The sequence below is a fragment of the Phyllobacterium bourgognense genome (genome assembly GCF_003337575.1).
In the GTDB taxonomy this organism is placed as follows: domain Bacteria; phylum Pseudomonadota; class Alphaproteobacteria; order Rhizobiales; family Rhizobiaceae; genus Phyllobacterium; species Phyllobacterium bourgognense.
Genome location: NZ_QPJM01000002.1, coordinates 306,228 through 329,850, shown reverse-complemented (window position 1 = coordinate 329,850; position 23,623 = coordinate 306,228). Strand labels below are relative to the sequence as shown.

The window sequence follows — 23,623 nt, the reverse complement described above, 5'->3', positions numbered from 1 at the left end:
CGCACGACCCAAAACAGGATCAGGAGATATTCATGAGCAATGACAGCGCGCGCAAGCCAGGCCGTGGCCGCATCTACAATTCCATTGTCGATACGATCGGCGATACCCCCCTGATCCGTCTCGACAAACTGGCCAAGGAAAAGGGTGTCGTTGCCAACCTGCTGGCCAAGCTCGAATTCTTCAATCCCATAGCCAGCGTCAAGGACCGTATCGGCGTGGCGCTGATCGAGGCGCTCGAAGCACAGGGCAAGGCGAAACCGGGCAAGACGACGCTCGTCGAGCCAACCTCGGGTAATACCGGCATCGCGCTCGCGTTCGCCGCCGCCGCCAAGGGTTACCGGTTGATCCTCACCATGCCCGAGACTATGTCGGTCGAACGCCGCAAGATGCTTAAACTGCTTGGCGCGGAGCTGGTGCTGACCGAAGGCGCAAAGGGCATGAAGGGTGCCATTGCCAAGGCGAACGAACTGGTCGAGACCATTGGAGACGCGGTCATCCCCGGCCAATTCGACAACCCCGCCAATCCGGAAATCCACCGCCGGACCACCGCCGAGGAAATCTGGAACGATACCGAGGGCACGGTCGATATCCTTGTTGCGGGCATCGGTACCGGCGGCACGATCACCGGCGTTGGCCAGGTGTTGAAGCAGCGCAAGCCGAGTGTTCAGGTTATCGCGGTGGAGCCCAAGGATTCGCCCATTCTTTCCGGTGGCAATCCAGGCCCGCACAAGATCCAGGGTATAGGCGCAGGCTTTGCTCCCGCTGTGCTCGATACGCACATCTATGACGAGGTCGTGCAGGTCTCGAACGAGGATTCCTTCGCCAATGCGCGTCTCGTAGCACGGCTTGAAGGCGTGCCTGTGGGGATTTCATCGGGTGCAGCGCTGACAGCGGCAATAGAGGTTGGCAGCCGCCCGGAAAACAAGGGCAAAAACCTTGTCGTGATCATCCCCTCCTTCGCCGAGCGGTATTTGTCCACCGCGCTGTTCGAAGGGCTGGAATAGTAGCTCGCCACTGAGGAGCGGGGTCCCGCTCGTCTTTTGGTAAGTGTTGGATTCACCGCAAAACTGTGATATTGTGTAACTATGAAAAATATCACAGTTTCAGTGGATGACGATATCTACCGCCGTGCCCGCATGAAAGCAGCAGAGCAGGACACATCCGTCTCCGCGCTCGTTCGTCAATTCCTGTCGGACATTGCGACGATCGAAACCGAGGCGGAGCGGCTGCGCCGGGAGGAAGCTGCATTGCGAGCATCGATCAAGTTATTCCGGGCCGGGGATCGCGTCTCCCGCGACAAGCTTCATGACCGTGGCCTTCGAGATTGAGAGCTTTTCTCGATACTAATATCCTGCTGTATTCCATCAGCACCGCCGCCGACGAAGAGAGAAAGCGCATGCGCGCCATTGCGCTCATGGATCGGGATGATTGCGTTGTCTCGGTGCAGGTACTGCAAGAATTTTATGTTCAGGCAACGCGCGCGTCACGCGCCGATCCTCTTCCACACGAATTGGCTGCCGGGCTGATCAAGACGTGGCTGCGGTTCCATGTTCAGGAGAATACTGTGCCAATCTTGCAAGGTGCGCTTGAGATAAAGCGAGCTTACGGCTTTTCCTATTGGGACAGCGCAATCATTTCGGCCGCGCGTGAGGCTGGATGCAGCGAGCTCTTTTCTGAAGACCTGTCGCATGGCCAGATCGTTGAAGGTGTCAGAACCGTTGATCCATTTCGATGACTTTGAACCTCAACTCTCCAGCGTTTCCTTGACCGCCGTCGCCAGCTGCTTCAGTGAAAACGGCTTCGGCAGGAAGCCGAACTTGGCGTCTTCCGGCAGGTTTCGTGCAAAAGCGTCTTCCGCATAGCCCGAAACGAAGATGAATTTGATATCGCCGTAATCCTTGCGCAACTCGCGCAATAGCGTCGGGCCGTCCATTTCGGGCATGACGACATCGGAAACGATGATGTCCACTTTGCCGCCGAGTTCTTTCATTACCTCGAGCGCTTCGACACCGCTGGATGCCTCGTGCACCGTATAACCACGCGATTGCAGCGCGCGCACCCCGCCCATGCGGACGGCGTCCTCATCTTCGACCAGGAGCACAGTTGCGGAACCAGAAAGATCGGTGGCTTTTTCCGTCTTCTTCTCTTTCTTCGGCATTTCGGTCACGATGGCTTCGCCATCGGCGTTCAGGACCTGCGGCTGCTTCTCCTCGACAAAACGCGGCAGGAAAATGCGGAATGTGGTTCCTTGCCCAAGCTCGGACTCGGCGTGTATCGAACCGCCCGTCTGCTTGATGATACCATAAACCATCGACAGACCGAGTCCCGTCCCCTTCCCGACTTCCTTCGTTGTGAAGAACGGTTCGAAAATCTTTTCGATCACTTCCGGCGCCATGCCGGTACCGCTGTCTTCTACCTCGACCAGCACATAATCGCCTGGAACGAGGTCGCGATAAGTGAGTTGTGCGCTTTCCGCTTCGGTCACGTTGCGGGTACGGAGCGTCAGGTTACCACCTTCGGGCATCGCATCGCGGGCATTGACCGTGAGATTGACCACCACCTGCTCGAACTGGCCGAGGTCGGCACGCACTGGCCACAGATCGCGCCCATGCTCGATCTTGAGATTGACCTGCGTGCCGGCCAGACGCGTCAGCAGCATGCGCACATCGGCGATCACATCGGTGAGGTTGAGCACTTCCGGCCGCAAGGTCTGGCGGCGCGAGAAGGCGAGGAGCTGCCGTACCAGTGAAGCGGCGCGATTGGCATTCTGCTTGATGTTCATGATGTCGGCAAAGGACGGATCCGATGCGCGATGATTGGTCAACAGCAGATCGGAAGACATGATAATTGCGGTCAGCACGTTGTTGAAATCATGTGCAATACCGCCTGCAAGCTGTCCTACGGCCTGCATTTTCTGGCTTTGCGCCATCGTGGCTTCGAGCGCTTTCTGTTCAGTGGTTTCAACCACTGAAACAATGGCAGCTTCCTCGGCGCCATCCTCGGACCCGGCATCGAACACCGGACTGACGTAGAAGCGCAGATGGCGATCCTCATTACCCGGAATAACGGTATCGACCGGGGAGATTTCCGCCTTGCCGGCGAAAGCTGCAGCCAGCGCCCGATCGAAGGCTTCGCGGTCGCGTTCGTGCACGACGGTCTCAAGCGGAATGCGACGGTCGATGTCATCACGATCGACAACCGGGGCGAAAAGCCCCAGGAAGCGTGCATTGGTGCGCAGGATCTTGCCGGTCGCATCGACGGCTGCGATGGCCATGGACGCCGAATTGAAGAAGCGTGTGAACCGCACTTCTGCCGCCCGCAACGCTGCTGAATTGTCTTCGCCTTCAGCGCGGTTGAGAACGATCGTGCGCGTTGGGCCGCGTTTGCCATCGCGCTGCGCCTGCACGCGATGATAGAACCGCACGGCAAGGCTCTGGCCATTGGATTTGGCCAGGTCGAGATCGATGACGGTGTTGCGGCTGGTGCCAGGTTCGGTCTTGACCGCATTGATCAGCGCCATACCATTGCCCGCGACGATATCGCGAACCATCATCGAGCCGGGGGTAAACCGCGTGAGATCGACGCCGAGCCATTCTGCCAGCGTTGCGTTGATATAAATGATGCGGCCGTCCGGATCGGCTGAGAAGAAGCCTGCCGGAGCGTGGTCGAGATGATCGATGGCTTCCTGAATATCCTGGAAATAACGCTCCTGTTCGGCTCGCTCAGCCGAAATATCGGCAATCTGCCATGCATAGACCGGTGTCGTCTGGTCTGGAATGCCCGCGATGGGCCGCGCCTTGACCCGGTACCACGTCGGCACGGGCTCACGCGATGGATCGAGCGGCCGAGACAGACGCAGCTCCTCCTGGGCGGAAACGCCGTCGCGCACGGCATTGGCGAGCCGGTAAATCGGGTCCGAGGCTGCTGCCTCACCGGAGAGAATGTGCTCGATTGCCCGCACATCGTTGGAATTGGTGACGCCGGTCAGTTCGGCATAGGCTCTGTTGGCGTAAACGATACGGCCCTTTTGATCGCAAACAACCGTGCCTTCCGGAAACGTATCGACAAAGGCGCGCGTGAGTTCATCACTGGTGCCCCGCGGTGTGAACTGAATGACATTGATCGCCGAGCCGAACAGATAGAACACGCCGGTCATGGCAAGCGTGCCGAGAAGGCCAAGCAGAAACTGCTGGCCGAGCTGATCGCGATAGATGAAATAAAGGACGGAAACGCCGATCAGCAACAGGCCGAGAAGGACCAGACGCAAGCCGGCCTTGTTGGATTTCGTGTTCGCGATGATAGGTTCTGGATAAAGATCGCTGTTCGTTTCCGGAGACATACGTCTGCTATTCGTTTCTTGAGACATACGTCTCAGGCCCCTTTTCTTCATCACCGGCGCAATTGCAGCAAGCCGATGTTTATTCTCGAATCGTTTGGATCATATCTTTGACGCGGTATAAACCCCATCCTTCATATGACCGCGATTATTCCACGGTTTCGCACGAATTCCGATTTAAGGGTGTGTTGATGTTCACGCCATGACGGTCTGCAAACGGCATTTTTCTGGGATCCGGTGCTCACGTACTTCAAGTACGCTCCGCTCCGTTTCTCGAAAACCACCGTTTTCGCCTCGTCATGATCGCGAACCTCATCACACCCTAGAACATCCAATATCGCGCGTAGACAATCCGTACTACACAGGCCGAAACTGCGTTAGGGTTGCGGCTAACTATTGCAAGCACTAGTGTCGCATAAAGTAATGCTTCGAAGCCCATGTCGGGGAACAAGTTTTGGGCCCGAAGAACGCACAAGGAGAGTTTATCATGAACGCTTGGCTTGCCACTGTCGTTGGCGAAAGCGCTGCCCCCATCGTGGGATTTATTCTTCTGTTCATTCTCGTCATCGCCCTGCTTCTACTGGTATTCGCCATATTGCGGCGGGTGACGGGTGGAACATTCGTTGCCGGCGGGCGCAACCGTCAGGTCCGTCTCTCGGTTACTGACGCGGCAGCTGTCGATAATCGCAGGCGGCTGGTACTCGTACGCCGCGACGATGTCGAGCATCTGATCCTGATCGGCGGGCCCAGCGACCTGGTGATCGAGCAAAACATTCGCCAGTTCGCACGGCAGGCGCGAATTGAACCGCCAGCGACGGGATCGACTCCCGACCCCGAACCGAGAATTCCTGAACCGAAGCCGGAACCCAAAATCGCGGAAGCACCACCTCGCGCGCAGCCCGTTGCGCCGTCTCGGGTCGCACCCCCAACGCCACCGGCCGACACCCCTCCTCCAGCCACTCAGACAACGCCAACGCCGCAGATACCACTTCGTCCGACACCGCCACAGCAATCGGAGCCGCCAAGGCGACCACCCGAACCACCGAGACAGGCCGAGCAACCTGCCCCCTTGCCTCCCGTCCCGCCGATGCAACCTATTCCACCGGTTGCGAAGGCCCCGGAAGCAGAATCCGCCGCTTCGAACGAGCCGCCGGCTGTCAGTGCACCGGCGCGGGACAATGACTGGCAGCGAACCGCTTCGCCATCCTTTGGAACCATGCCTCGCGCCGAGCCGAATATCGACACGCCAGGACCTGCCAGAGAGGTCGCTGCGCCGGAAACCAGAACGACGACTGCCGCCGCCTTCCCCTTCGCCGTGCGCAACGAACCGGCAGCCGCGTTCAAGAAAGCAACACTCGACGCGTCCGCGGAAACGGAAGAATCTGAAATAACCCTGGGGGATATGGACTTCAGCGACGCATTCGAGACCGATCTTGGAAGCGAACTCAATATCGCGCCTGGCAAAGAAGCAAAGCCTGAAAAACAGGACAGCATCGAGGACGAGATGGAACGGCTGCTCGGAGATCTATCCCGACCTGAGAAGCGTTGAGAGGATAATCCACCCCGATGGCCACCTGACGCGATTTTCTGTGCTTGCCTAGGCTCATGGACGAAAAAGTCCACTCCGCTCCGGTTCTCGAAACCCACGTCATCTGCCCATCAGACTGAATGATCGACCCGCTCCAGTCACCACAAAAAAAAGGCCCGGAAAACCGGGCCTTTTTTTAATTCGGATTGCAGCTCAGTCGTCGCGGTAGACTTTCTCACGCCGTTCGTGACGTTCCTGAGCTTCGATTGACAAGGTTGCGATAGGACGCGCGTCAAGACGCTTCAAGCTGATCGGATCGCCGGTTTCCTCGCAAAAACCGTACGTCCCATCGTCGATGCGTTGTAAGGCGGCGTCGATCTTGGAGATCAGCTTGCGCTGGCGGTCACGGGCCCGAAGCTCGATTGCACGGTCCGTTTCAGATGATGCGCGGTCTGCAATATCCGGCAGATTGGCATTTTCCTGCTGCAGGATCTCAAGCGTTTCACGCGCCTCCCGCAGAATATCATTTTTCCAGTTGATCAGTTTTTCACGAAAATAGGATTTCTGCCGATCACTCATGAAGGGCTCGTCATCCGTGGGCTTATAGTCAAGATCGATCAGTTTATTCATCTTTGAATCACCCTGCACCTGTGAGACGCGAGGAGGCCTATATAAGTCGTGTCAGATTGGCGCACAACTACAAAAAGACATGTAAATCAAAGAAAGAAACCATGATTTTTTGCCCAAATTATCGGCAAAAACGGCAGGATTCATCGATTTTCTAACCAAAAATACGAAGAAACGAGGGCAAATTTCGACATTTTATAGCTCCAAGGCTCTACTACCGGTTGTAGCCTGCCTTGCAAAAATGCATACCGACCAGAAATTCCACAGGCCTGTTTTGCACAATTATTTGATAATTGTGCCATTTGCCGCAGAGGATTTATCCAATATTTGCGTCTTTCGGGGAAGCATGGCACCTGTTGAGCAATGTCATCAGGGAGTTGCGAGATGAGCCAGGTTTATTTGCTGCGGCATGCAAAAGCAGTCTGGCCATCCCCCGGCCAGAAAGACTTCGACCGGACGCTCGATACGGACGGCATCGAAGCCGCCAAGGTCCTGGGGGAGGAACTCAGGCGCTCCGGAATGAAACCGGAGATCGTTTTATGTTCACCCGCTATCAGGGCGCGGCAGACGCTTGAGTACGTTGATATCCAATCTCCTTTCATCCTCGAAGAATCCGAAAAGCTCTATTCGGCCGGTCCTGACGCCTATCTCATGGCGATCCGCATGGCCGGGCTCGAACATGAAGCAGCCAACTCCGTTATGCTGGTCGGTCACAACCCGATGATGGAGGAACTGGCCACCGCCCTCGCCGGCCGCGGCAGTCCTCCCAGCCATCCGACCTTCGTATCCGGGTTTCCGACCGCCGCCTTGGCTGTCATCCAGTTCAACAGTCCGCTTGCAGAAATCCGCCCGGGAACCGGGACATTGCGGGCCTTCTTTTCTCCTTCAGAACATTTGTAAGACCATCATTTTTTCTTGCCTTTGACACGCCAGACACCCAAATGGGCTGAGCCAAGGGATTGAGATCAAGTCTGCGACGCGGCCATAGGACGGTTGAATTGGGTACACTGACGACACTTACCGATGAAGCGAAAATCGCGCTCGATACGCTGGCCGACCGCACCAGCGGACTGATATCCCCGTCGTTGAGGCTCGGTGTCACCGGCCTATCTCGTGCCGGCAAGACTGTCTTCATCACCGCGCTGGTCCATAATCTGATCCATGGCGGCCGCCTTCCTCTGTTTGAGGCGCAAAAATCCGGACGCATCGCCCGCGCCTATCTCGAAGAGCAGCCCGACGACGCGGTTCCGCGCTTTCAATATGAGGATCATCTGAAAGCGCTGATCGACGAGCGCGTCTGGCCCGACTCGACGCGGGCAATCTCCGAACTGCGTCTGACGATCGAATATGAATCCGCGTCGATGTGGAACCGCATGTTCTCCGGCGGCAAGCTTTCCGTCGATATCGTCGACTATCCCGGTGAATGGCTGCTGGATCTCCCGCTATTGGGTAAAACCTATGCGGAGTTTTCCAGGGATTCGTTTCAGCTCGCCGAGCTTGAAAGCCACCGCGATCTTGCGGCGGACTGGTTCAAGGTGTCGGCCGATGCAGAGGCAGATGCGAACGCAGATGAAATGACGGCGCAGCGCCTGGCAAAGAGCTTTACAGAATATCTGAAAGCCGGAAAGGCCGACGAACGGGCGTTGTCGACGCTACCGCCCGGCCGCTTCCTGATGCCGGGGGATCTTGACGGTTCGCCGGCGCTTACCTTCGCTCCATTGCCAAACCTTGATGGGGGTAAGCCGCGTCCCGGTTCGCTCGCCGCAATGATGGAACGTCGTTACGAAGCTTACAAGACCCATGTAGTAAAGCCGTTCTTCCGCGAGCACATCGCCCGGCTCGACCGGCAGATCGTTCTCGTCGATGCCATGCAGGCAATGAATGCCGGACCGTCGGCTGTGGCCGATCTGGAGCGAGCGCTGACGGAAATCCTGTCCTGCTTTCGCCCCGGCAGCACCAATTTCCTGACAGGCCTCGTGCAGCGGCGCATCAGCCGCATTCTCGTTGCCGCAACCAAGGCCGATCATTTGCACCACGAGAGCCATGACCGCCTGCAGGCCATCGTCCGGCGCCTGGTCGACCGCGCCGTCAGCCGCGCCGATTTTTCCGGTGCAAGCGTCGATGTGCTGGCAATGGCAGCCGTGCGCACCACGCGCGAAGCGACGGTGACTCAAGGAAAGGAAACGCTCCCGGTCATCATCGGAACGCCGCTGAAAGGCGAGACCATCAACGGCGAGACGTTCGACGGCAAAACCGAAACCGCCATATTTCCCGGTGACTTGCCGGCAAAACCGGACTCAATCTTTGAACATCCGGAGAGGGTGTCTGAAGACCCGGCTATTCGTTTCGTTCGCTTCCGCCCGCCCCGGCTGGAAAAGAGCGCGGAAGGCCTCACCCTGTCGCTGCCGCATATAAGGCTCGACCGCGCGCTACAATTCCTCATAGGAGATCGCCTCGCATGACGGATAACAACGCTCGCAAACCCGCCTCCTTTCGGCTCGACCAGCCAGAGCAAACCGATGGTCCGCAGAAGGCGCGCGCTCCGCAACAGCGCAAGCCAACCGCGATCAAGGATGTCGCGGTGATCACACCGGCAGCCGTCGATGTCTTCGACCTCGACCCGGAGACAGCGAACGAACTCGATGCGCTGACCCCGCCGCCAGCACTCGCCCAGAAAAAGCGTTTTTCTTTCGCCTCGCTGCTCACCGGCGCGCTCGGCGTGCTGGTGTCGCTGGCGCTAGGTCTGTGGGCCGACAACCTCATTCGCACATTGTTCGAGCGCGCGCCGTGGCTGGGCTGGGTGGCGCTTGGCGTCAGTGTCGTCGCAGCCTTCGCGCTGATTGCCATTGTCCTGCGCGAAGGGCTGGCCTTGCGCCGCCTTGCCTCGGTGCAGCACTTGCGCGACGAAGCAGCCAAGGCTGCGGCGGACAATGATGCTCGAGCGGCGAAAGCGGCTGTCGGCAAGCTTGTCGCCATTGCCGAAACCCTCCCCGCTACGGCGAAGGGCCGTGCACTGCTGCACGATCTGCGCGATGACGTTATCGACGGTCGCGACCTGATCCGGCTCACTGAAACCGAACTGCTCCGTCCCCTCGACCGGCAGGCGCGGGAGATGATCCTTGCCGCCTCAAAACGCGTCTCGATCGTCACCGCAGTCAGTCCGCGAGCGCTGGTCGACATTGGTTATGTGGTTTTTGAGTCCGCGCGTCTGATCCGGCGGCTTTCGGAGCTTTACGGCGGGCGGCCGGGCACTCTTGGCTTCCTCAAGCTGACGCGCAACGTCATCGCGCATCTTGCCGTCACCGGCACGGTGGCGATGGGCGACAGCATCATCCAGCAGCTGGTTGGCCACGGCCTGGCAGCACGGCTTTCCGCGCGGCTCGGCGAAGGCGTCATCAACGGATTGATGACAGCGCGTATCGGCATCTCCGCCATGGACCTTGTACGGCCCTTCCCGTTCAATGCGGAAAGGCGCCCGAGTATCGGCGATTTCATTGGCGACCTGGCGCGTATTGGTGGCGGGAAAAAAGGTGAAAATTGACAAATCGTTCCTTACATTGTAAGGAATTCCCATTCTTATTAGGTGAAGCATGATAACGAGCAAAATAACCAGCAAAGCGCAGACGACGATACCCCAGCCGGTGAGAGCAGCCCTGCATCTCGTCGAAGGCGATCATATCGAATACAAGATCGAAGGCGAAAAGGTCATCCTGGTCAAGCGCGCAGCAGAAACATCGGGCGACAATCCCTTTGCAACTTTTGAGGAATGGAATTCCGAGGCGGACCGGAGAGCTTATGGCGATCTTTAGGGCGGGCCACGTCGTAAAGGTTCCATTTCCCTATACCGATAAAAATACACGGCAACACCGACCCGCTCTGGTTGTTTCGCGTGGAGAAATTGGCAAGGATGATGCTTTGTTATGGGTTGTTATGATAACAAGCGCCGAAAACCGCAAGTGGCCAGGAGATCAGACAATTCAATTGCTTGAGGCTACCGGACTGCCCATTGTATCGCTGATAAGACCCACGAAGATCGCAACCATAGAAAAACGCGATGCGGAAATTATTGGCGAGATATCAAACGAACTGCTGACGTTGGTTATGCATGAGATATGCAAGAATATCGCTCCACCCTCCCCTTGAAGGTTCCTTTTCATTCCAATAAGCACTGAATGGCAACCATCCATTAACCATTCCGGACGATGATCGCCTAGTGCCCCATTCCAATGATTTGTGTTGAGTCTTGTCGATGAAAAGAAGCGCAGCAGCCGCTACCCTGTCCCTGTTTGCCTGCGCGTTTCTGACGTTGCCGGCGCAAGCCAAAGACAAGGACACCGAATTCTTCCAGACCGTGGAAGGTCAATGGGTCGGTCCCGGCGAGATCGTGGCCGGCAAATACAAGGGCACCAAATTCGTCTGCACGCTCGATGGGACTACGCCAGCGGAAAAAGCCGGCATGACACTGGACGGCAGCTGCCGCGTCGGCATTTTCAACCAGCCGATGAAGGCAACGATCGTTCGCGCTGGCAATAGCTACAAGGGCAGCTTTCTCGATGGTTCGGCCGGGAAGGGTCTCGACATCACCGGCGGTAATGTCTCCGGCAACCGCGTTGTGCTGGCCATCAGCCGCAAACAATTGAACGGCGCCATGCTGGCTAAATTCAACGATGACAACACGATGAATGTCACGATTTCTGTGCGGCTCGAAGAGGCGCTGATCCCGGTTGTAGGTATGACGCTGAAGCGCGTTGATGCAAGGGCTGTTGGCAGCATCGCCAAGAACTAACGTTCATTTCCACCAGTCCAAATCATCGCGCGCAGTTTCGACGCCGGTTCTGTCGCAAAGTGCAGCCCATTGCGCGACGGTCTTGCCGCTGATCACCAAATCCGGTGCGATATCGGCAAGTGGCACCATCACGAAGGCGCGCTCGGTCATACGCGGGTGCGGCAGGATGAGCGTCGGACTTTCGAATTCCTCCAGACCTTCATAAGCCAGCACATCGATATCGATAATCCTTGGTCCCCAGCGTTCGAGCCGCTGGCGTTTCAAGCGCATTTCCACATCGAGGCAAGCGGCGAGTAGCGCTTCCGGATCGAGCGAAGTCTCGACTTCGGCGCAGGCATTGTGAAACCATGCCTGATCGGTCTTGCCCCATGGCGGGGTCTTGTAGACCGGAGACACGCCGAGAACGCGCGTTTCACTGCGCCCGTTCAGCGCCCGCAATGCCTTGGCCATCGAAGTCACCGGATCGCCGATATTGCCGCCAAGCCCTAGCCACGCCTTGTGCTTCAAGGCGGTCATTGCCTCGATCTGCGTGACAGCAATACCGCGTCCGCCAGCGCCAGCGCGCTTTGGCTCATCGCGACATTGTGCACCCGGAAAATATCTGCACCGGCAATGCGCAATATCGCTGACGATGCGGCCGTGGCGATATCCCATTCCTGTTGCTCACCGCCGGAGGTGGCACGCAGGAAACGCTTGCGCGAGGTACCGACAAGAAATGGATAACCGAACGCCTCGAGTTCCACAAAGCGATCCATCAGCGCAATGTTTTCCGCCGTGTCCTTGGCAAAGCCGAAACCTGGATCAAGTACGATCTGCTCGAGTGAAACACCGGCCACCTTGGCAATTTCCAGCGAACGGTTGAGAAAGGCAAACTGGTCGAGGATGACATCGGGGTCGCGTTCCCGCTCACGGCCAGTATGCATGATGACAAGCCCTGCTCCGGTTTCCACCGCGAGATCGGCAATGGCAGGCTCGCGCTGCACACCCCAGACATCGTTGACAATATGAGCACCGGCAGCAACGGCAAGGCGGGCGGTTTCTTCGCGATATGTATCTACAGAGATGATGATATCGGTTTCTTTTACCAGCGCTTCGATCACGGGCAAAATGCGCGACTGCTCGACGACCGGTTCGACACGTGTGGCGCCGGGCCGGGTCGATTCGCCGCCTACATCTATGATCGACGCGCCTTCGGCGATCATCTGCCGTGCGCCCTCCAGAGCCTGATCCAGAGAATAATGCACACCGCCGTCGGAAAAGGAGTCCGGAGTGACGTTAAGCACACCCATGATCAATGCGCGGTCCCCCAACGTCAGAGACCGGCCATGTGCCAGTTTCCATTCTCTTTGCATCGGCGCGCTCCCATCATGCTTCACATATCATTGTTTTTGAACAGAACCCATGCAACGTCAATTCATCCGCAATGTTTTTGACGATAGTCTCAGGATCGGGCAGAGTTGGCCAAAAAGGGAAATACAGATGCATATTTTTGCTCGAGCTGCCTTTCTCGGTATGGCGTTGTCGATGACCATACTCCCCGCCAACGCGGCGACCATCCTGCGCAAGTATGAATATTTCGCGCTGAACGGCCGTACGGCAGCCGATCTCGATCGCGAATTGTACCGCCGCGGCCCTATTTTGCTAAAGACGGGGCAGCGTCATCCCGGCATGACCAAGATGCGCTTCACCAACAGGATCAAATACGGTTCCAACGGCAAGACCTGCCGTGTTGTTGACGCCAACGTCGTCGTTCATGCCCAGGTTTTCCTGCCGCGCTGGATCCAGCGCCGCACAGCGAAACCGGATCTTGCCCTGATCTGGGATACGCTGTCGGCGGACATAAAACGGCACGAGGAGAGTCACATCGTCATCGCGCGCACAGCTGCAGGCGATATGGAGAGAGCGATCAAGGCGCTGCCATGGCGCAGCGATTGCACCGCCATGAAGGCTGACATCGATGCGCTGACCACAAAATTGATGCGCCAGCACGATCTTGCGCAAATCCAGTTCGATCGCGTCGAAGCTGTCAACTTTGACAGCCGCTTTGAACGGCTTCTTGTTTTCCGGCTCCAGCGCGAATTCGCAAAAAGCCCTTGATCGACGTCAGTTAACGCCCAGCTTCTTTTGCAGGCTGGTCGATGAGGTTGTGTACTGGAATACAATACGCTCGCCCGGACTGACGATGTGCTTGGCCGCCTGCGTCATCAGCGCCGCTTCATGGAAGCCTGACAGGATGAGCTTGAGCTTGCCGGGATAGGTATTGATGTCGCCGATGGCGAAAATACCGGGCTCCGACGTCTCGAATGTTTCGACACTGACCGGGATGAGATTTTCGTGCAGGTTAAGCCCCCAATCGGCAATCGGTCCGAGCTTCATGGTCAGGCCGAAGAATGGCAGCAGACGCGTGACCGGAATATCGGTCTCGCCCTCGGTGCCTTTGATCGTTGCGTGGGTAAGCTGGCCATCCTCGCCCTTGAGTCCGGAAACCTGACCAAGCTCGAAACGCACGCTGCCGCTCTCGACCAGTTCGAACATCTTCTTGACACTATCGGGAGCCGCACGAAATTCGGCGCGGCGATGTACGACTGTGAGACTGCGCGCGATCGGCTGCAGATTTAGCGCCCAATCCAGCGCGCTATCGCCGCCACCGACAATCAAGATGTCCTGATCGCGAAATTCTTCCATGCGGCGCACGGAATAGAAAACACTCTTGCCCTCATAGGCTTCGATGCCCGGTACCGGTGGGCGCTTCGGCTGGAAAGAGCCGCCGCCAGCGGCGATGACCACGACCTTGGCTTCGAACACCTCCGCCTCGTCGGTTTCGACGTGGAATGAGCCATCGGCCTGGCGTTCAAGCTTGGTGACCATGCGGTTAAAATGAAACTGTGGTGCGAAAGGCTTGATCTGCTCCATCAGCTTTTCAGTGAGATCGTGGCCGCTAATGATCGGCCAAGCCGGTATGTCGTAGATCGGCTTTTCCGGATAAAGCTCGGCGCATTGGCCGCCCGGACGATCCAGGATATCGATGAGATGGCATTTGAGATCGTAAAGGCCAAGCTCGAACACCGCGAACAGACCGACAGGCCCGGCGCCAATGATCACAACATCGGTTTTGATAATCTCGCTCATCGAAAATTCCTCATGCCTGCATGCCCTGCAGATAGAAAAAGGGGTATGGCTGGCGCGTCCGGGACGCGCGGGCTGCCAAGCGCGTAACGATTGCATGGAAAAAGGTCAAGAGAATGGATACGGGCCATTGCGGTTAGCATCGCTGCTGTGCGTGGTTCGACAAGCTCACCATGAGGGAAGTCGTGGGTTGCAGCGGAGCCTAGTTCTGCAGCGTTGGTGATTGTCATTGCAGCCACCAACTCCCCTCATGGTGAGCTTGTCGAGCCACGCACAGCAGCAATGCTAACAAAATTTAGGCCTGACGTTCCGGAACTTGTACGACGAGACCGTCCAGTTCGTCGGAAACACGGATCTGGCAGGACAGACGCGAGTTCGGACGTACATCATAGGCGAAATCCAGCATGTCCTCTTCCATTGCTTCGGGCTCGCCGGTCGTGGAGGTCCACTCTTCATCCACATAGACATGGCACGTGGCGCAGGCGCAGGCGCCGCCGCACTCCGCATCGATGCCCGGCACGGCATTGCGGATGGCATTTTCCATCACGGTCGAGCCGTTTTCCGCGTTCGTTTCAATACGCGCGCCGTCATGAGTGACAAAAGTGATCTTTGCCATGAAAATTCGCCCCAAAGCAGGAAAGTTACCGCTCACATAGGGATTTTGGCGGGCAAGTCAATTGTACTCCCTGACGCAGCCGCTATCGTTTGGCGGCGTCGGGGCCGACCGGAAATGGCGAGCGTTGAGCGTTTCGACCGACTTTGATGCTAGCGCGTGATCGCGGCTATATAATCGCGGACATCATCGATGACGGGTCCCATGTCGTTAATTTTCTTCGTATCGCTTGGGGCCTGCTCGATGGCTTCGGCCATCTCGGCGACGCGGAACGCTCCAACCGCTCGGGCCGAACCTTTCAGCGATTTGGCGAGACGAACCCGTTCATCCGGGTTGGCGTGCGCCAGCCGATTGACGATGCCGCATGTCTGGCGGGAAAACAGGTTGAGAATTTCGGTTTCGAGGGCCCGGTTGCCGAACGTCTCGCGTGTCAAATGGACGAGATCGATTGGCCGCTTGCGTGATGGCTTCGACTTTTCGCCTCCCGGCGATGCAAAGGCCATCGATGCTTGTTGTGCCATTGGGTACTCTCCCTGAACGCTTTACAATTGAACTAACAAGTTTACTCAAATGCCTCTGATTCAAGGTTAAAACGTGGCAAGCGCTGCTGGGAAATGGCCGGTTATGGTGAACAAAAGGTAAATTTTGACTTCCAAGTGAAATTTCCTGCGACCTCAAAAAATTAACCTTGTGTTTAAACTTTTAAGCATTTCCCGAATCCATTGTTTCTTTCCAATCCATGTGCCAGTACGATACAGTAGCGGCGTAAAGAGTATGGTGCGGGGGCTTCACATGTGGTCACTGCCCAATATTTGTGAGGAAAACATGGCCACAGCCCCGAAAAGCAAAGCAGTGAAGGCTGACGACGAACTCGGACAAGCCCTTGAAAAGGCTCTCGAAATCGATTTCGATGAGTCCACGCTCGGGATGGATATGGATTTGTCACCTATCGATGATGAACTCTTGTCCTTCACTGATCTGGAAGCGCAGATATCGCAGGCAGCCCAGGAACTGGCAGCGGAAAAACTTGACCCGCCAGCGACGCCGGAACCCGTGAAAGCGCCAGAAATCAAAGCGCCTGTTTCCGCCGAGCCACCGATTCCTTTGCCTGCACCAAAGCCGCAGATCAAGGCTGCCAACCCTATCCCCGCCGCACCGCCAGCGCCACCAAAAGCTCCAGCCATACCCGCACAGACCTTCAAGCCGGCAAATGACGACCTGTTGCAGACGGCGACCGTGTCGCGCACAGCCAGCACCGTGCCTGCGCCGAAATCCTACGGCCTGATAACAGTCATCGTCAGTGTTCTCTGGGCGGCCGCCGTGCTCGCTCTCGGCAACGCGCTTTACGGCGCCGAGCTCCGGTCAATTCGCTCCTTCGCGGATTTTGCCGCGGCACCGCACGCAATTGCGCTGCTCGTTGCCATTGTCGTTCCAATCATGCTGTTCTGGGCCTTCGCAGTCATGATCCGGCGCGCCCAGGAAATGCAATATGCGGCCCGCTCGATGGCTGAAGCGGCGATGCGCCTGTCAGAACCCGAAATGATGTCGTCGGACCGCGTAGCCTCGCTTGGTCAGGCCGTGCGCCGCGAAGTCGCAGCCATGAGTGAAGGTGTCGAACGTACCCTCGCCCGTGCCGTTGAACTCGAAACGCTCGTGCAGACCGAAGTCAACCAGCTCGAACGTGTCTATACGGACAATGAATATCGCATCCGCACACTCGTCGATCGCCTCGGCGGCGAGCGTGAATCGGTGATCGGCCATGCCGAACGTGTCCGCGCGTCGATTTCGAGTGCGCATGAGCAATTGAAGGATGAGCTGTCACAAGCCGGCGATTCATTGCGCGACAATCTCGCCAATGCCTCGACCAACCTGACCATGTCGATCAGCCAGTCCGGTGAAACGCTCATCGACCGCCTGACCCAGAGCGGACAGACGATTTCCGAATCGATCGTTTCGCGTTCCGACGACATTTCACACAAGATCAGCACTTCCGGCGAAGCCTTTGCAAACCTTCTGGAAATGCGCATTGCTGCCCTATCCGAACAAACCGATGCGGTAACGATGAAACTTGCCGATACGCTGGATGGCCGCACCAACAGCATGCTGTCGCTGCTCGGCAATGCCACGCAGACGCTTGTGGGCGAATTCGATACACGCCTCGCCGGTCTCGACACCACGATCAACGAACGTGGCCGCTCGCTGCTTGCCGAATTCGAAACCCGCGCGCAGTCGCTGGATACCAGCACCGAACGCCTCAATTCAGCACTGGAAGCCCGCGCCCGCCAGATCAACGAACAGCTGATCGAGCGCACCCGCGATATCGCCAAGACGTTCACTGATGGCCGCGCTTCGATCGACGGCATTGTTGACGAAACCAAGGCAAAGATCGGTAATGATCTGTCGAGCCTGTCCGACTCGGTCGGCAGCCTCCTCTCCACCAATGCGGCGGCCTTTGCCGATAAACTGGTCGAAAGCCGCGAGGCACTTGCCGCAACGCTGTCTGCTGAAACCGACCGTGCGGCCGACATCATTCGCGAACAGGCCGGCCAGATCGGCGGTCATACGTCGAACCTCAAGACCGTTCTCGAAAGCAGCACTGCAGCCATTGGCCAGATTATCGGGAGCCATGGCTCATCTCTCGAAAGTCAGGCCTCGGGTCTGCGCGCTGCGCTCGATGACAATGACGCACGCATCGGCGCAACGCTTGAGCAGCACGCCAAGGCAATCGAAGACCGTACATCGGGCATGCACGCTGCATTCTCCGATACCGATGCGAAGATCCGCGAAACGCTGGACGAGCATGCGCGCACCATCGATCTGCGCAGTTCAGCCATCGAAGCCGCTATTCAGGCCAATGATTCCCGGATCGGCCAGACGCTGGACGCTCACGCCAAGATCTTCGAAGACCGGACATCCGGCATGCGCGCGGCATTTGTCGACACGCACGCCAAAATTGCGCAGACTCTTGATCACCATGCCAAGAGCCTCGACGAGCGCAACCAGGAAATCCAGCTGGCCCTGTCGAGCAGCGACGGCAAATTGTCCGAGACATTGGCGGCGCATACCCAGGCTATCGACTCCCGCAACGCCGAAATCCAGTCGACATTGCTCGCAAGCGGCACGCGCATCGATGAAACGCTGGGTGGTTTCATCGACTCGGTCGATGACAGAACGAACCGCATTGAATCGGCACTCACCAGCAGCGATGCACGGATCAGCGATGTGCTGGCGTCCCATGCAAGTGCTATCGAGGATCGTACCGCCGGAATCGAGCAGGCGCTGAGCAACAGCGATCAGCGGATCGGCCAGACCCTCGCCTCGCATGCGAGCTCGCTCGACGAACGCACCGCCGGCATCCAGTCGGCGCTCGAAAATACCCATGCACGTATCGGCGAGACGCTTGCCCAGCACGCAAACGATATCGAAGAGCGCACGTCGGGTATCCGCTCTGTGCTGGATAACAGCAATAGTCAGATTGCCAACACACTTAGCAGGCATGCCAATGACATCGAGGAACGTGCCGCAAGTATTCGCGCCGCGCTCGACAATGGCAACAACCAGTTCGGTGATACACTGGCGTCGCATATCGGCGCCCTTGAAGAACGGGCTGCCGCAATCCGTGTAGCGCTTGCGGACAGCGATAGCCGTATCGGCGACACGTTGAACGAACATGCCGGACTGCTCGATGACCGCATCGCTGGCATCCGCACCGCCATGGAACAAGGCAACGCCGCCATCGGCAAGACATTGGACAATCAAGCGAGCGCCATCAGCGACCGTACCGTAGCCCTTCAAGCTATCCTGCAGGACAGCGCGGAAGTATTGGCCAAGGCATTTGACAACCATGGTGGAACCATCGACGAGCGCACGACGACCATGCAAAAAGCTCTGGAGATGGGCGTCGACAATGTACGCAAGTCGCTTGAACAGAGTGCAACCGTTGTCGCACGCAGCCTGCGTGACAAGATCTCCGAAGCCGCCTCTTCGCTTACCGGCGAGGCACAGAAGGCCGGCGAAGCACTTGACGGCCATGGCGAGGCATTCAGCCTGCGCATGAATGAAAGCCTGGCGGAAACCGAAAAACGTCTCGGTGAGCGGGCTCGTGAAGCAGCCGCCAATCTGGAAGCACTCGAAGCGCGCTTCTCCGCCGCAACGGATTCGACTGCATCGAAGCTTGCGGAAAGCACGCGCGAGCTCAACGAGGTTCTCGCTGCTCGCTCGCAGGAAATTATCGGTATCCTCGACAACACGGCGCAGCCGCTGGTGGACAGCCTTGCCGACAACGGCCGTACACTGGCCTCGCAGCTGGTAGAGGCAACAACGGCAGCAACGGAACGCCTGCGCGTCGAGAACGCCGCCCTGATCAATGCTATCGCCAGCCGCACGGCCGAGACCATTACTGCCGTTCAGGCGGCAAAGGCCGGCCTCACCGACGATGTCAGCAATCTGATCGACCGCCTCTCGGCTTCCAATGCGAAGCTCGGCGAGCTGATCGATATGGCGACCAAGAACCTCGGCGATATCGACGGGCGTCTGCTCGACACGACGACGACTTTTGCCGAAAACGCAACGAAAGCCGCTGAGTCGTTCCAGACATCGACACGCCTCATCGACGGTAATCTCGGAAAGCTCTCGCAACTTTCGAACTCGACGCTGACGGATATTTCCGCCATCGCGAAAAGCTTCGAAGAACATGGCAGCATGCTCGACAAGGCTTCCGAACTCATCAACGCGTCGCAATCGAACCTCGCATCGACCTTCGACGAGCGTCAGGAAGCCCTGCAGAAGCTCGCTGCCGGCTTGATCGCGAAGTCGGAGAGTGTCGAAAAGACCATGCGTTCGTTCGAATCGCTGGTTTCGTCGGCATTCGACCGTGCCGAAGGACGGGCGACACAGACGACCGAACAGATCCGGACCTCGATCTCGGAAGTCGTCGAGCAGGCATCGCAGAAGTTCGCCAATGCCACGGACGAAATCCGCCGCTCTTCTGCGGCAATCCGTGCGGAGCTTGAGGAAACCCGTTCCGAGCTGCAGCGCGGCGTCATGGACATGCCGGAAGAAGCCAAGCAGTCGACTGCGCAGATGCGCAAGGCGGTATCCGAGCAGATCAACGCTTTGAAGGAACTTGCGGAAATCGTTCAGAAATCCGGCCGTTTGACCGATGTTGGTGAGGCCCGTGCGGTACGTGCCGCAACACCGACCCGTACATCGGCGGTCGCAGCGCAACCGCAGCGCACCGAACCGGCACCTACCCCGCGGGCAGCCGCGCCGGCTTCTACACCGGCGCAAGCACCCGCAATACGTGGCAGCCTCGATGTCCGCGGCAACGCAGCTCCGGCTGCGCGCCCTGCCGGCAATGGCTGGGTTTCGGATCTCTTGCGCCGCGCATCGAGTGACGAAACGCAAGCCGAGCCAAAGGCAAAGGCACCAGAGACTGGCGGACGCTCGCCTGGCCAGGTCGTTGAATCGCTGAACTCCCTGTCGATCGACATCACCCGCGCGATCGACCATGAGGCTTCGGTCGAACTCTGGCAGCGTTATCGCGCTGGCGAACGCAACGTGTTCACCCGCCGTCTCTACACGCTCAAGGGTCAGCAGACATTTGACGAGATCAAGCGCAAATATCAGGGCGACAGCGAATTCAAACGCGCCGTCGATCGTTACATGGATGACTTCGAACGCCTGCTCGAAGATGTTTCGCGCAACGACCGCGACAATGTCATGGCGCAGAACTACCTGACGTCCGACACCGGCAAGGTCTATACGATGCTGGCGCACGCGAGCAACCGTCTGAAGTAAGCGGCGGAATGAACAACAAAAAACGCGGCTTCGGCCGCGTTTTTTATTGGTAAATTAGACCTCTTGTTTGGTGCCACCACTCCGTCATCCCCGGGCTTGACCCGAGGACCTGAGGAGCATCACGGGTCCATTTGCTCGACTGGATCCCAGTCGAGCAAATGGAATGCAATTCCTCGTTATGAATCCGCACCTACCTGGAATGCGTCTGGAAGGTCCAATGTGCGGGCTTCTTGGCCGTGGGTCCTCGGGTCAAGCCCGAGGATGATGGAGACGTGGGTGCGTTGTCCGCTCAGATGACCGACAGTGTCCACGTGACAATATCGCTCGCGGCGCTATCAAAGGCTCTGTCCAGCGCGGCAATATAGGATTCATTGCCCTCGCCGCCGACCGGCGATGTCGCACGGAAGACGCGCGACGAACGCACAGTCCCGTTCTTGTCGTTCAATATCTTGATGGCGATTTCGACGATCGCGATCCGGCCGCTGGATACATTGATATTGAAGGTGCGGATATCGCTGATCACCTGATAGTCGATGGCGAGGCCTTCGCCTGGACGCCCCACACCGCCAAGACGGCCAGTGCTCTCAAAGGCCTGGACCAGCCGTGATTGTACGATATTCGGCAGACGGTCAGCCCATTGCGCACCCTTCAAGAAGGAAATCGAATTCGGGCCCGATCGAACGACAATATTTTCGCCATCGAGCGCTTTGAGCGCAGAGGGCGCCGCGATCAGAATCTGACGGCCCTGCTTCTTCGGCGTAGACACGTCTGGCGAAGCGCTGGAAAGATCGAAAGTATCAAGCTTCTTGGAACTCGCGCAGGCTGAAACGGACAAAGCTAGCAGCAGAGCGGCAATAGTCGTTCTTGTTTTCACCAGCGCCCCTCTGTCCGAGTCATGCGAACACACCCCGTTGACTTTCATGCGATGCGAATCGCCCAAAGTCAACGGCGTGTGCGTCCGTCATATTCCGGAACGCTGCCGCCACCCCCAAAAATTACGCGCTGCGGGTTCTTTTCAAGGTCGGTGATCGCCCGTTCAATGCGCTGAACTGACTGACGGCTTTCATTTACGAGCGCCTGTACGTCGCGCAGACCCTGCCCGGAGAATCGGTTGATGTTATCGGTGATCGGTCCGAGCCGGGCGTTCAGATTGTCGGCAACCGCGCGATAGGATTTGAGCGTATCCTGCGCCTCCCTGACGACGCTGCCATCCTGATCCGACAGCTGCTTGTCGAGCTTGGCGAGAACGCCATCGACCCGCGTCGATGCACTGTTGAGCCGGGTCATCATTTGTCGCGCTTCTTTCACCACAGCCTGAACATCTTCGGCACTCTGGCTGAATTTATCGATAACATCGGAATTGTTAGCCAGCGCATCGGTAAACTTCTTGGTGTTGTTGACCGTATCGACCAACGGCCCCTTCACTTCGGTGATGAAGCTTTCGATAGAACCCACAGCCCCATCCACACGCTCAAGAATTGTCTGCGCCTTCTGCAAAAGGTTGTTCACTACCGAAGGATCGGCATCCATGCGTGCGATCTGATCGTCTTTGGCAGCTTCTTCGAGGAGGTTGGGCTCGTTGAGCTTGCCACCCTTGAGCTCGATAAAGGCCTGTCCGGTCAAGCCGGCAAAACCCAATGTCGCCTGCGTGGAACGGGTGATCGGTGTCGTCGCGTTGACTTCCGTCTGGGCGATGACCGCATCAGGATTGTTGGCATCGATTGAGAGGCGCCGAACGGTGCCAACCTTGATACCGTTGAACAGCACCTGGCTGCCTTCAGCAAGCCCGGTCACGGAGCCGAGAATACGGATTTCAAGCGTCGCGGTTTCGCTACGGTCACCATAACGGGCGATCCAATAGACGAATCCAAAGGCGAGGATACACACTACGAGCGTGAAGACACCGACCAGGACGTAGTTGGCTTTCGTTTCCATAGATTACTTCGTCTGATCCTGCTCTACCTTTGGCTGTCCTTTGGTCTGTCCATTGGCCGTCCGCCGTCTGTTGTCGCCATTGGAGACTATCTGGCGTGCACGCTTTCCGCGGAAATATTCCTGAACCCACGGATCGTCGAACGCCAGCATATCTTCAATCGTTCCCTCAACGAGAACCTTCTTTTTCCCCAATACCGCGATTCGGTCGCAAACGGCGAACAAGCTATCGAGGTCGTGGGTCACCATATAAACTGTCAAACCCATCGTATCGCGCAAATTGGCGATGAGTTCATCGAATTCCGCCGCACCGATCGGGTCAAGGCCTGAAGTAGGCTCGTCGAGAAAGACGATTTCCGGATCAAGCGATAGGGCGCGCGCCAGTGCGGCACGCTTGATCATCCCGCCCGAGAGCTCCGATGGAAACTTTTCCGCCGTATCCGCCTTGAGGCCGACCAGCTCAATTTTCAGCCGTGCGAGCTCATCCATCAGCCTTTGCGGTATATCGAGGTATTCCCGCATCGGCACCTGGATATTTTCGAGCACGGTCAGGGCCGAAAACAGCGCGCCCTGCTGGAACAACACGCCCATGCGCATGTCGACGCCCAGTTTCTCCTGTTCCGAGGCCCGATCTATATCATGGCCGAAGATCTTGATCTGTCCGCTCTGTTTCTGATTGAGCCCGAGGATCGCTCGCATCAGCACCGATTTGCCCGTGCCTGACGCCCCGACGAAACCCAGAATTTCGCCGCGATAGACGTCAAGTGAAAGATTATCCAGAATCTTCGCCCTGCCGAATGAAACACTGACATCCTTCACTGAAAGGATCACTTCTTGCGCGTCAGTGTCGGGTTGTCTGTTTGTTGCCGGGGTCAT

The 23,623-nt window shown here is 57.6% G+C and carries 22 protein-coding genes; 12 read left to right on the top strand and 10 right to left on the bottom strand.

The window, feature by feature from the left end; translation table 11 throughout:
- The first annotated feature begins 32 nt into the window (after positions 1 to 32).
- The 3 genes from cysK (at position 33) to C7476_RS05220 (ending at position 1,735) form a co-directional block, all read left to right on the top strand.
- Entirely contained in the window at positions 33 to 1,004 is a 972-nt protein-coding gene (gene cysK / locus C7476_RS05230; protein WP_114428835.1) for a cysteine synthase A, read from the top strand.
- Positions 1,005 to 1,085: 81 nt separating this feature from the next.
- Positions 1,086 to 1,328 (top strand): hypothetical protein, encoded by a 243-nt coding sequence (locus tag C7476_RS05225; RefSeq protein WP_114428834.1) that lies wholly within the window; start codon positions 1,086 to 1,088, stop codon positions 1,326 to 1,328.
- Positions 1,325 to 1,735 carry a PIN domain-containing protein gene (locus tag C7476_RS05220; RefSeq protein WP_114428833.1) on the top strand — a complete coding sequence of 137 codons (411 nt, stop codon included), beginning with the start codon at positions 1,325 to 1,327 and terminating at the stop codon, positions 1,733 to 1,735. Before C7476_RS05225 ends, C7476_RS05220 begins: the two co-directional genes overlap by 4 nt.
- Positions 1,736 to 1,744: 9 nt before the next feature.
- On the opposite strand, the gene cckA is transcribed toward C7476_RS05220, so the two are convergent.
- Positions 1,745 to 4,339 carry a cell cycle histidine kinase CckA gene (gene cckA / locus C7476_RS05215; protein WP_114428832.1) on the bottom strand — a complete coding sequence of 865 codons (2,595 nt, stop codon included), beginning with the start codon at positions 4,337 to 4,339 and terminating at the stop codon, positions 1,745 to 1,747.
- Between the two features lie 484 nt (positions 4,340 to 4,823).
- On the opposite strand from cckA, the gene C7476_RS29075 reads away from it, so the two are divergent.
- Positions 4,824 to 5,885: a flagellar biosynthetic protein FliO gene (locus tag C7476_RS29075; protein ID WP_114428831.1), complete on the top strand. Its 1,062-nt coding sequence runs from the start codon at positions 4,824 to 4,826 to the stop codon at positions 5,883 to 5,885.
- Positions 5,886 to 6,077: 192 nt separating this feature from the next.
- Here the strand turns inward: C7476_RS29075 and dksA are convergent, their stop codons facing one another.
- Positions 6,078 to 6,494 carry an RNA polymerase-binding protein DksA gene (dksA, locus tag C7476_RS05205; RefSeq protein WP_091877580.1) on the bottom strand — a complete coding sequence of 139 codons (417 nt, stop codon included), beginning with the start codon at positions 6,492 to 6,494 and terminating at the stop codon, positions 6,078 to 6,080.
- A 381-nt stretch (positions 6,495 to 6,875) separates the two neighbouring features.
- On the opposite strand from dksA, the gene C7476_RS05200 reads away from it, so the two are divergent.
- From C7476_RS05200 to C7476_RS05175, 6 genes are all read left to right on the top strand, one after another.
- Positions 6,876 to 7,391, top strand: a complete 516-nt coding sequence (locus tag C7476_RS05200) for a SixA phosphatase family protein (RefSeq protein WP_114428830.1) — start codon at positions 6,876 to 6,878, stop codon at positions 7,389 to 7,391.
- 98 nt (positions 7,392 to 7,489) lie between these two features.
- Positions 7,490 to 8,953, top strand: coding sequence for a YcjX family GTP-binding protein (locus C7476_RS05195; RefSeq protein WP_114428829.1), 1,464 nt, complete (start codon positions 7,490 to 7,492; stop codon positions 8,951 to 8,953).
- Positions 8,950 to 10,032: a YcjF family protein gene (locus C7476_RS05190; protein WP_114428828.1), complete on the top strand. Its 1,083-nt coding sequence runs from the start codon at positions 8,950 to 8,952 to the stop codon at positions 10,030 to 10,032. Before C7476_RS05195 ends, C7476_RS05190 begins: the two co-directional genes overlap by 4 nt.
- A 49-nt stretch (positions 10,033 to 10,081) precedes the next feature.
- On the top strand, positions 10,082 to 10,300 hold the full coding sequence (locus C7476_RS05185) for an AbrB/MazE/SpoVT family DNA-binding domain-containing protein (RefSeq protein WP_114428827.1): 219 nt from the start codon (positions 10,082 to 10,084) through the stop codon (positions 10,298 to 10,300).
- The gene (locus tag C7476_RS05180; protein WP_114428826.1) at positions 10,287 to 10,634 is read left to right on the top strand and encodes a type II toxin-antitoxin system PemK/MazF family toxin; all 348 of its coding nucleotides are present in this window, start codon (positions 10,287 to 10,289) and stop codon (positions 10,632 to 10,634) included. The genes C7476_RS05185 and C7476_RS05180 overlap by 14 nt, the downstream gene beginning before the upstream one ends.
- Before the next feature lie 106 nt (positions 10,635 to 10,740).
- Positions 10,741 to 11,277: a hypothetical protein gene (locus C7476_RS05175; RefSeq protein ID WP_114428825.1), complete on the top strand. Its 537-nt coding sequence runs from the start codon at positions 10,741 to 10,743 to the stop codon at positions 11,275 to 11,277.
- Between the two features lie 3 nt (positions 11,278 to 11,280).
- Here the strand turns inward: C7476_RS05175 and folK are convergent, their stop codons facing one another.
- Together folK and folP are read right to left on the bottom strand one after the other, a co-directional pair.
- A complete protein-coding gene (gene folK, locus C7476_RS05170; RefSeq protein ID WP_114428824.1) occupies positions 11,281 to 11,793 on the bottom strand; it encodes a 2-amino-4-hydroxy-6-hydroxymethyldihydropteridine diphosphokinase in 513 nt (170 codons plus the stop codon).
- Positions 11,790 to 12,629: a dihydropteroate synthase gene (gene folP / locus C7476_RS05165; protein ID WP_114428823.1), complete on the bottom strand. Its 840-nt coding sequence runs from the start codon at positions 12,627 to 12,629 to the stop codon at positions 11,790 to 11,792. The genes folK and folP overlap by 4 nt, the downstream gene beginning before the upstream one ends.
- A 127-nt stretch (positions 12,630 to 12,756) precedes the next feature.
- Here folP and C7476_RS05160 point away from each other — a divergent pair, with 127 nt between their 5' ends.
- A complete protein-coding gene (locus C7476_RS05160) occupies positions 12,757 to 13,374 on the top strand; it encodes a DUF922 domain-containing Zn-dependent protease (protein ID WP_114428822.1) in 618 nt (205 codons plus the stop codon).
- A gap of 6 nt (positions 13,375 to 13,380) precedes the next feature.
- Here the strand turns inward: C7476_RS05160 and C7476_RS05155 are convergent, their stop codons facing one another.
- From C7476_RS05155 to C7476_RS05145, 3 genes are all read right to left on the bottom strand, one after another.
- The gene (locus C7476_RS05155; RefSeq protein ID WP_114428821.1) at positions 13,381 to 14,406 is read right to left on the bottom strand and encodes an NAD(P)/FAD-dependent oxidoreductase; all 1,026 of its coding nucleotides are present in this window, start codon (positions 14,404 to 14,406) and stop codon (positions 13,381 to 13,383) included.
- A 292-nt stretch (positions 14,407 to 14,698) separates the two neighbouring features.
- On the bottom strand, positions 14,699 to 15,019 hold the full coding sequence (locus tag C7476_RS05150) for a 2Fe-2S iron-sulfur cluster-binding protein (RefSeq protein WP_114428820.1): 321 nt from the start codon (positions 15,017 to 15,019) through the stop codon (positions 14,699 to 14,701).
- 149 nt (positions 15,020 to 15,168) lie between these two features.
- The gene (locus tag C7476_RS05145; protein WP_114428819.1) at positions 15,169 to 15,537 is read right to left on the bottom strand and encodes an Hpt domain-containing protein; all 369 of its coding nucleotides are present in this window, start codon (positions 15,535 to 15,537) and stop codon (positions 15,169 to 15,171) included.
- A gap of 304 nt (positions 15,538 to 15,841) precedes the next feature.
- On the opposite strand from C7476_RS05145, the gene C7476_RS05140 reads away from it, so the two are divergent.
- The gene (locus tag C7476_RS05140; RefSeq protein ID WP_114428818.1) at positions 15,842 to 20,815 is read left to right on the top strand and encodes an apolipoprotein A-IV repeat region-like domain-containing protein; all 4,974 of its coding nucleotides are present in this window, start codon (positions 15,842 to 15,844) and stop codon (positions 20,813 to 20,815) included.
- A gap of 289 nt (positions 20,816 to 21,104) precedes the next feature.
- Here C7476_RS05140 and C7476_RS05135 read toward each other — a convergent pair whose 3' ends face one another.
- Genes C7476_RS05135 through C7476_RS05125 form a run of 3 tightly spaced genes read right to left on the bottom strand, consistent with a single transcriptional unit; the run spans position 21,105 to position 23,623 of the window.
- A complete protein-coding gene (locus C7476_RS05135) occupies positions 21,105 to 21,737 on the bottom strand; it encodes an ABC-type transport auxiliary lipoprotein family protein (RefSeq protein ID WP_114429035.1) in 633 nt (210 codons plus the stop codon).
- 20 nt (positions 21,738 to 21,757) lie between these two features.
- On the bottom strand, positions 21,758 to 22,750 hold the full coding sequence (locus C7476_RS05130) for an MlaD family protein (RefSeq protein ID WP_114428817.1): 993 nt from the start codon (positions 22,748 to 22,750) through the stop codon (positions 21,758 to 21,760).
- Between the two features lie 3 nt (positions 22,751 to 22,753).
- Complete coding sequence (locus tag C7476_RS05125; protein WP_114428816.1) at positions 22,754 to 23,623, bottom strand: ABC transporter ATP-binding protein; 870 nt, start codon at positions 23,621 to 23,623, stop codon at positions 22,754 to 22,756.

What these genes read in the sequence shown, in the direction of transcription:
- cysK (WP_114428835.1), top strand. Translation starts at nt 33, where the DNA reads ATGAGCAATGACAGCGCGCGCAAGCCAGGCCGTGGCCGCATCTACAAT.
- C7476_RS05225 (WP_114428834.1), top strand. Translation starts at nt 1,086, where the DNA reads ATGAAAAATATCACAGTTTCAGTGGATGACGATATCTACCGCCGTGCC.
- cckA (WP_114428832.1), bottom strand. Translation starts at nt 4,339, where the DNA reads ATGTCTCCGGAAACGAACAGCGATCTTTATCCAGAACCTATCATCGCG.
- C7476_RS29075 (WP_114428831.1), top strand. Translation starts at nt 4,824, where the DNA reads ATGAACGCTTGGCTTGCCACTGTCGTTGGCGAAAGCGCTGCCCCCATC.
- dksA (WP_091877580.1), bottom strand. Translation starts at nt 6,494, where the DNA reads ATGAATAAACTGATCGATCTTGACTATAAGCCCACGGATGACGAGCCC.
- C7476_RS05200 (WP_114428830.1), top strand. Translation starts at nt 6,876, where the DNA reads ATGAGCCAGGTTTATTTGCTGCGGCATGCAAAAGCAGTCTGGCCATCC.
- C7476_RS05190 (WP_114428828.1), top strand. Translation starts at nt 8,950, where the DNA reads ATGACGGATAACAACGCTCGCAAACCCGCCTCCTTTCGGCTCGACCAG.
- C7476_RS05185 (WP_114428827.1), top strand. Translation starts at nt 10,082, where the DNA reads ATGATAACGAGCAAAATAACCAGCAAAGCGCAGACGACGATACCCCAG.
- C7476_RS05180 (WP_114428826.1), top strand. Translation starts at nt 10,287, where the DNA reads ATGGCGATCTTTAGGGCGGGCCACGTCGTAAAGGTTCCATTTCCCTAT.
- C7476_RS05175 (WP_114428825.1), top strand. Translation starts at nt 10,741, where the DNA reads ATGAAAAGAAGCGCAGCAGCCGCTACCCTGTCCCTGTTTGCCTGCGCG.
- folK (WP_114428824.1), bottom strand. Translation starts at nt 11,793, where the DNA reads ATGACCGCCTTGAAGCACAAGGCGTGGCTAGGGCTTGGCGGCAATATC.
- folP (WP_114428823.1), bottom strand. Translation starts at nt 12,629, where the DNA reads ATGCAAAGAGAATGGAAACTGGCACATGGCCGGTCTCTGACGTTGGGG.
- C7476_RS05160 (WP_114428822.1), top strand. Translation starts at nt 12,757, where the DNA reads ATGCATATTTTTGCTCGAGCTGCCTTTCTCGGTATGGCGTTGTCGATG.
- C7476_RS05155 (WP_114428821.1), bottom strand. Translation starts at nt 14,406, where the DNA reads ATGAGCGAGATTATCAAAACCGATGTTGTGATCATTGGCGCCGGGCCT.
- C7476_RS05150 (WP_114428820.1), bottom strand. Translation starts at nt 15,019, where the DNA reads ATGGCAAAGATCACTTTTGTCACTCATGACGGCGCGCGTATTGAAACG.
- C7476_RS05145 (WP_114428819.1), bottom strand. Translation starts at nt 15,537, where the DNA reads ATGGCACAACAAGCATCGATGGCCTTTGCATCGCCGGGAGGCGAAAAG.
- C7476_RS05140 (WP_114428818.1), top strand. Translation starts at nt 15,842, where the DNA reads ATGGCCACAGCCCCGAAAAGCAAAGCAGTGAAGGCTGACGACGAACTC.
- C7476_RS05135 (WP_114429035.1), bottom strand. Translation starts at nt 21,737, where the DNA reads ATGAAAGTCAACGGGGTGTGTTCGCATGACTCGGACAGAGGGGCGCTG.
- C7476_RS05130 (WP_114428817.1), bottom strand. Translation starts at nt 22,750, where the DNA reads ATGGAAACGAAAGCCAACTACGTCCTGGTCGGTGTCTTCACGCTCGTA.
- C7476_RS05125 (WP_114428816.1), bottom strand. Translation starts at nt 23,623, where the DNA reads ATGACCCCGGCAACAAACAGACAACCCGACACTGACGCGCAAGAAGTG.